Origin of the sequence: Fulvivirga kasyanovii, from assembly GCF_009711405.1 — a bacterium.
GTDB classification, from domain to species: domain Bacteria; phylum Bacteroidota; class Bacteroidia; order Cytophagales; family Cyclobacteriaceae; genus Fulvivirga; species Fulvivirga kasyanovii.
The window spans coordinates 1-7,210 of the sequence record NZ_SMLW01000365.1; the positions used below are offsets into that span (position 1 = coordinate 1).

The 7,210-nt window shown below is 41.5% G+C and carries 8 protein-coding genes and 1 tRNA gene; 2 read left to right on the top strand and 7 right to left on the bottom strand.

Going from position 1 to position 7,210, the window contains the following annotated elements:
* The 3 genes from E1163_RS04035 to sucC all read right to left on the bottom strand — a co-directional run.
* A partial coding sequence (locus E1163_RS04035; protein WP_155169725.1) for a DUF6089 family protein occupies nt 1-696 on the bottom strand: 696 nt, incomplete at its 3' end.
* Nucleotides 697-825: 129 nt separating this feature from the next.
* Nucleotides 826-899, bottom strand: a tRNA-Arg gene (locus E1163_RS04040).
* Between the two features lie 27 nt (nt 900-926).
* On the bottom strand, nt 927-2,138 hold the full coding sequence (gene sucC, locus E1163_RS04045; protein WP_155169727.1) for an ADP-forming succinate--CoA ligase subunit beta: 1,212 nt from the start codon (nt 2,136-2,138) through the stop codon (nt 927-929).
* Nucleotides 2,139-2,276: 138 nt separating this feature from the next.
* Between sucC and E1163_RS04050 the strand changes: the two genes are divergently transcribed.
* Together E1163_RS04050 and E1163_RS04055 are read left to right on the top strand one after the other, a co-directional pair.
* Nucleotides 2,277-2,930 (top strand): ABC transporter ATP-binding protein, encoded by a 654-nt coding sequence (locus E1163_RS04050; RefSeq protein ID WP_155169729.1) that lies wholly within the window; start codon nt 2,277-2,279, stop codon nt 2,928-2,930.
* A gap of 72 nt (nt 2,931-3,002) precedes the next feature.
* Nucleotides 3,003-3,614: a nitroreductase family protein gene (locus E1163_RS04055; protein ID WP_155169731.1), complete on the top strand. Its 612-nt coding sequence runs from the start codon at nt 3,003-3,005 to the stop codon at nt 3,612-3,614.
* Here E1163_RS04055 and mtaB read toward each other — a convergent pair.
* From mtaB to E1163_RS04075, 4 genes are all read right to left on the bottom strand, one after another.
* A complete protein-coding gene (mtaB, locus tag E1163_RS04060; RefSeq protein WP_155169732.1) occupies nt 3,611-4,930 on the bottom strand; it encodes a tRNA (N(6)-L-threonylcarbamoyladenosine(37)-C(2))-methylthiotransferase MtaB in 1,320 nt (439 codons plus the stop codon). The two genes, E1163_RS04055 and mtaB, sit on opposite strands and share 4 nt — an antisense overlap.
* Before the next feature lie 174 nt (nt 4,931-5,104).
* Nucleotides 5,105-6,022, bottom strand: coding sequence for a DNA/RNA non-specific endonuclease (locus E1163_RS04065; protein ID WP_155169735.1), 918 nt, complete (start codon nt 6,020-6,022; stop codon nt 5,105-5,107).
* A gap of 153 nt (nt 6,023-6,175) precedes the next feature.
* Nucleotides 6,176-6,664, bottom strand: a complete 489-nt coding sequence (locus tag E1163_RS04070; RefSeq protein WP_246223495.1) for a DinB family protein — start codon at nt 6,662-6,664, stop codon at nt 6,176-6,178.
* On the bottom strand, nt 6,624-7,210 hold a 587-nt coding region (locus tag E1163_RS04075; RefSeq protein WP_155169737.1), incomplete at its 5' end, for an outer membrane beta-barrel protein. The genes E1163_RS04075 and E1163_RS04070, both read right to left, overlap by 41 nt.

Here is a 7,210-nt window from a genome sequence, read left to right on the forward strand (position 1 = left end):
TATTTCAGGCCGCCTATCGGCAAGAGCAGCTGCTGTAGGGTTTGTGAAGGAGGAATTATCTACATAGTTGGTGCTAACATCATCAAGATAGTCTGTAAAAGTAAGACGGTAGCCGCCTTCTAATGCAATGTTGAAGAATGGACCTACTTTGTATTTCACTCCGGCTCCAAAGGGAACCACAAAAGTAAATCTGCTATATTCAACACCTTCTGTCGCCAATGGCTGGAGGGCATATTTTTTGCCATTTAATTCGGCTTTTGGATTAAAGTATAATCCTCCGACTCCTAAAAATCCATATAGATTAAATTGTGGCCTTTGATAAAACCTCCTGCCATTAGGGAAGGCGTTTAAGATACCAACAATACTTACTTCATAGTTATTAGAGCTAAAAGATAAATTTCTAACTACTCTTCCCTCTGCTTCTGCATCACTATCGTCACCGTTGAGCTGAAACCAGTTTAATTCAATTCTTGTTGATAGTCGGGGATTAAAAAAGTATTGGGCACCTAGATTAATGTTGGGCTTTGCGTCGATGTAATCTCCAGGATCCTTTAAATCACCGAAGTAGGAAGAAGTGCCTGTTCCTAAAGATACAATAACATCTCTTCCTCCTCTATAACTATAAAAGCTCTGAGAATTTGCTACTCCAACTATCCCTAATAAACCTATGCTGAGTACAGCTACAAATATCTTCATGGTCTAATTATACTCATTAAACTTCAATTTAATAAATAATGTTGAAAAATAGTAACGTCAAATTAAAACTATAGTTTTTAATTACCTGTAAAATCAAAATAGCCCCGCATTTTGCGGAGCTATTTGTTGTGCACTCGGAAGGATTCGAACCCTCAACCCCCAGAGCCGAAATCTGGTATTCTATCCAGTTGAACTACGAGTGCATCAGCTATATTGCTATAGCCTATATTTTAAGACAATACTTCTTTTACTTTAGCAGCGGCATCTTTTAATAAGATGGCCGAAGATACTTTCAATCCTGACTCTTCAATGATCTTAGCACCTTCTTCAGCATTGGTTCCTTGCAGACGAACGATGATTGGAATATCAATGTTTCCAATTTTCTTGTAGGCTTCTACAACACCATTAGCCACACGGTCGCACCTAACGATACCCCCAAAGATATTAATCAAAATGGCTTTTACATTAGGATCTTTCAAGATAATTCTAAATCCTGCTTCTACAGTCTCTGCGTTGGCTCCACCTCCCACATCAAGGAAGTTTGCAGGCTCTCCACCAGAAAGCTTAATGATGTCCATAGTAGCCATTGCAAGACCTGCACCGTTTACCATGCAACCCACGTTACCGTCAAGTTTAACGTAGCTTAAGCCTGATCTTCCTGCTTCTACCTCTGCAGGATCTTCCTCAGTGATGTCTCTGAGTTCAGCAAGATCTTTGTGCCTGAAAAGTGCATTATCGTCAAGGTTTACCTTAGCGTCAACGGCTAGTATTTTATTATCTGATGTTTTTAAAACAGGATTGATTTCGAACATTGAAGAATCGGTGGCTTCATAGGCTTTGTAAAGCGAATAGATGAATTTCACCATTTCTTTAAAAGCATTGCCTTCAAGACCTAGAGCAAAAGCAATTTTTCGTGCCTGGAAGCCTTGTAGGCCTACTGCCGGATCAATCCACTCTTTTACAATTTTCTCAGGTGATTTTTCAGCCACTTCTTCGATGTCCATTCCACCTTCTGTTGAGGCCATGATCACGTTGCAGCTTTTTGCCCTATCAAGCAATATACTCAGGTAGTATTCTTTTGGCTCAGAGTCGCCAGGGTAGTATACATCCTCAGCGATTAGGACTTTATTAACCTTTTTGCCCTCTTCACCAGTCTGGTGTGTTACCAATGTGCCGCCTAGTATACCCTTAGCTTTTTCAGTTACCTGATCCAAAGATTTAGCCAAAACAACTCCATTTGAACCAGTCTCCTTCACTTTTCCTTTTCCACGTCCACCGGCATGAATTTGAGCTTTGATTACATACCAACTCGTACCGGTCTCATTGTGAAGCTCCTTCGCTGCATCCAGTGCTTTGTCAGCATTGTCTGCAACGATACCTCGTTGTACCTGTACGCCGTATTTTTTTAATATGTCTTTTGCTTGATATTCGTGAATGTTCATGCTTACAAATTTTTGCACGAAAGTAGTTCTTTTGGTTTTATATTTCAAACATTGTTGATTTAAAATCACGATGAAGACGCATTCTATATTCAATTTTCATAAGTTTGGATCATACTTAATTCAGGTGGTAATAAAATTATGCTGACAGCGAGCGGAATAACTAAATCATATGGAGACCTTCGTGTCCTTAAAGGGATTGACCTGCATGTAGAAAAAAAGGAGATTATCTCTATTGTAGGCGCATCAGGAGCAGGGAAAAGTACGTTACTGCATATTTTAGGTACACTGGATCAATCGGATAATGGTTCTTTAAGAATTAACCAGTCAGACGTTAGCCGGATGAGCAATAAGGAGAAGTCAGCTTTTCGTAATAAGCACATCGGTTTCATCTTTCAGTTCCACAATCTCCTGCCTGAGTTTACGGCCAAAGAGAATGTGTGCATTCCCGGATACATTGGCAAAAGGGATGCTGCCGAAGTAAGCAGACGTGCTGATGAACTGTTGGAAGTGCTGGGTATTTCTGCTAGGCGCGATCATAAGCCTTCGGAGTTGTCAGGTGGTGAGCAACAGCGGGCTGCAGTGGCCAGGGCTTTGATCAATGCCCCCTCTATTATATTTGCAGATGAACCAAGTGGAAACCTTGATTCAAAAAATGCTAAAGAGCTTCACAGTCTTTTCTTCAAACTCAGAGATGAACTGGGACAAACCTTTGTGATTGTTACGCATAATGAAGAGCTCGCCGATATGGCTGACAGAAAGCTGGAAATTAAGGATGGGGTAATGCTAACCTAGTATTTTAGAATATGGGTTTAAACGAATTCGTGTTGTTATTGTTGAATAAATAAAGGTTTGACAATTAATGATATGAGTACCGAACCAATAAATATAAAATCCGCACAAACTGAATTTGATTTACACCCACTGATTACCGGCCGTTGGAGTCCTAGGGCATTTAGCGCAAAAGAACCCTCCAGGCACCAAATCCTGAAACTGCTGGAAGCTGCGAGATGGGCACCATCCTCTTTTAATGAGCAACCCTGGCGATTTATTGTAGGGGTCAAAAGTAGGGGAGAGGAGTACCAGAAAATACTGGAATGTATAAATGACTTTAACAAAGAATGGGCTGATCAAGCTCCTGTTTTGATGCTGGTATGTGCCAAAAAGGCATTTACACATAATGATAAGCCCAACAGACATTATAAGTATGATTGCGGTGCTGCTATGTCAACATTAAGCTTGCAGGCTATGGCTGATAATCTGTATGTTCACCAGATGGCAGGTATAAATCCGGATAAAGCAATAGAGTTATTCAAGGTGCCGGAAACTTTTGAAGTATTAACGGGAGTGGCCATCGGATATCTTGGTGCCCCGGACCAACTAAGCGAAAAGAACCAAAAAGCAGAAACAGCCAGACGGCAGAGAAAAGAACTTAGCCAGTTAGCCTTTAGCGAATCGTGGGGAAATAGCTTTAGCTAGTGGCTTAGCACTTCGGTTTCCACTTCTTCTATTTCTACATGTCCCGAGGGATTAATAGAAGTTAGTTTCACTCTTTTAAGCTCATTGATAAGTACAGGATCATATTTGGCAGCTATCCTCACATAGTTGTTGGTGAACCCATGCATCATGCCATCTTCAATGTCTTCCTCAAATAAGACTGTATCAATACGCCCCAGATTTTCTTCGTAAAATTTCCTCTTTTTCTTTTCAGAAAGAGTCCTTAGCATTTTAGATCTCTGGTGCCTTACCTTCATGGGTACTGCGTTGCCCATCTCAGGTGCCTCGGTATTGGCACGTTCAGAGTAGGTGAAAACATGCAGGTATGAAATATCAAGCTCATTGAGGAAGCGGTACGTCTCCAGGAAGTCTTCATCAGTCTCTCCGGGGAAGCCTACAATAACATCCACACCAATACAGCAATGCGGCATTACTGACCTTATCTTTTCAACCCGGCTGACATACAACTCACTGAGGTAGCGTCGTTTCATCATTTTAAGGATCTTGTCAGAGCCTGATTGCAGAGGAATGTGAAAATGAGGCACAAATTTGCTTGAGCCTGCTACAAAATCAATAATATCATCGTGAAGGAGGTTAGGCTCAATGGATGAAATCCTGAAACGGTCAATGCCCTCTACCTGGTCAAGTTCCTTTACAAGGTCAATGAACTTATCCTGCCTTTTTCCATCCCTGATGCCAAAATCGCCGGTATTCACCCCGGTTAGCACAATCTCTTTTACGCCTGACTCAGCTATTTCTTTGGCCGACTTGATAATGTTGGGAATAGTATCGCTACGACTGTTGCCTCTGGCTAAAGGAATAGTGCAGAAGGTACAGCTATAGTCACAGCCATCCTGAACCTTTAGAAAAGTACGTGTACGGTCATTGATGGAATAGGCATTATTAAAAATATTGGCTTCTTCTATTTCAGATGCCAGCACCTGTGTTTCTTTAGTCCTGACAAAGCCATCAAGAAGTTCTATAAGCCGGAATTTCTCCGCAGCGCCCAACACAGCATCTACACCTGGTATGTCAGAGATTTCTTTAGGTTTTAGCTGGGCATAGCATCCGATGATGGTAACGTAAGCATCGGGTGAGATTTTTCTCGCCTCTCTGACTACCTTTCTACATTTTTTATCTGCATTTTCTGTGACAGAACATGTATTGATGATAAAAATATCGGGCGTGTCTGTAAACTCCACTTTTTTATAACCCTTTTCTTCAAACATTCTGGAAATGGTGGAAGTCTCGGAGAAGTTAAGTTTACAGCCTAATGTATAAAATGCTACTTTTTTCATCGGGCTGCAAAGTTAAGAATAAAATTGTGTAATGTCCTCAGATGTAATTACTAAAAGCTGGAGAGGGCATTAGGCTTTCTTTACCTGCATGATAATGTAACTTAAATGAGGCTCCCTCAATCCGGGCGGGCGTTTTTAATTGAGGGAGCCTGAGGGAAGGACGGGTTACTAAATTTAATTTGTAGGGCCGTTATCTATTCTTGATTCGATTACGCTTTGGATGCTACCGGGCAAGTTGCTGAACAAGTTATAGTTTCTGATGGATTCGATATTATCGACAGATGTTCTGTAAACACCCCAGTTGGAGTTGACATTCTGATTATTGGGGATATTTACTGCAATTACACGGGTAGAGCTGCTTACCCTGTCAAGGTCATTATACCCTTCGGGTAAAACTAAAATTACTTTCCAGATAGAAGCAGGTACGGTTACTTTGCCGCTTGCCAGGGTAGTTTTGTAACCATATCTGCCGCTTCCACCTGTACCATAGCTTCCCATGATCACATAAAGCTCGTTGCCCTGGTCAACCAGTTTGCGGCAGTAGCTTTCCAGGTTGGCCCATGCCCGTTGATTGTTATTGGGAGCCTGAGGAATGATGTTGGACATATAAAATGTCGCTTTGTTATCTCCTGAGCTACCTGTTCTGTCAGCCGAAGGGCAATTATGCCCCCGGTCAAATCCGCTGTTGGTATAATCTGATGTGGTCACTCTGTACCAGCCACCAGGCAATGAAGTGTCAGTAAGAAAGCTGGAAGATCGTGATGCAGACCCCAGCCAGTCTTCATTCAAGTGCCAGCTTACCCAGTTAGGAGTACCTCTGTCGCGATGATAGGACATGGCGTACTGAGGTTTAGAGATCAGATAGTTCCAATAATAATATGAACTCGTGCTGGCACCACTGGGGTTGCCCATCAGGAGGTTATTGTCCCTTCCATACTTGGCCTCCTGGTCATCGTTTTTTCCGGAAGGACTGGTATCATTGAGTACATTTTCTTCCTGTGGGGCTTTCGGAGCAATTACTTCTTCCTGGCATGAAAAGGTCAATGCACTTAGAAAGAGCAAAATGCAGATTTTTGATTTTAGCAAATTCATTTTTGTTAGGTTTTAGTTGAAATTGCTGTAAAAACAAAAATTAAAATCAACAGGTTTTTATGCCTGCATTATGGTACTGTTAATGATTGGCTGTTCTATTAGATCATTCCCGAATAGTTTAAGCTAATGGTTTGTATTTCAGTAGCTAATAGCTTAACCTTCAATTAACCTTCTCAGATAATTGATCTGCCCCAAATGGTAGTTGAGATGTGCATGCAGGTGCATGAGAAAGTATTCGGTACTGAAAGCTTCGTCACGCAGCGTAACAGGGTAAGTCGCAGAAAGAGCTTCCGGGGAAATTTTATTCAAAGTTGTGATCACTATATCCTTAGTTTCCTTAATGTTTGCAATCAACTCAGGTATAGGTACATGCTTTTGGCTAAACTCCAGTTCGCGTTGCCTTACATACCCCGTCTGGCCAATGCCTGTGCCAATAAAATGTTTTAGATTGCCACAAATATGTAAGGCAAGGTTACCTGCTGAGTTGGAGATTCCCGGGCGTATCTGCCAAAGGTTCTCTTCATTGTTAAAGGATTGAATTTCTTTGGCGAGTGTATCGAGGTCTCGCGCATAGAGTTTTTTCAATGATTCCAGCATGTTGTTATTTCTTCCTTTTAATTGTACTTTTTCCTTTGCGGGCATTTTTGAGATCTATATCTACTCCATATCTTAAAATTATACTCAAAACCCGGTAATTTGACCTCAGGCTGTCTTCAAAGGCCAGAATAGGTATAGAGGAGCTGTCTTTGTCTCCCAGGTAAGTTTGTCCGTAAGTGTACCTGACCTCAACTTCAAAAAACTGAGTATCATAAATTCGTATTTCAGTACCAACACCTGCTTCCAGCCCAAACAGCCAACGATTGGCATCCGTAATGGAATTGATAAAGACGTCGCCATCAGGCTCCTGAAACCTGACCTCGTAGTCGAGGTCTACATTGGCATCTATGGTGCCTTTGCCGCTATGCCAATAGTTTATGTTCGGTCCGATGTTGAAGAAAATTTCGCCTCTGAGGTTTTCGGAAACCGACATGTCATATCCCTTTCTCAGTAATACGGAAATTTCGTAAAAGGTATAATTTGCATTATTGGTTATGGCTCCGTCATAATAGCTGACTTTCCGGCCCTTTTTTGAATAATAGGCTTCCGTAGACCATGAGAAGTTATTCTCCAGCGGAAATTCGATAAATC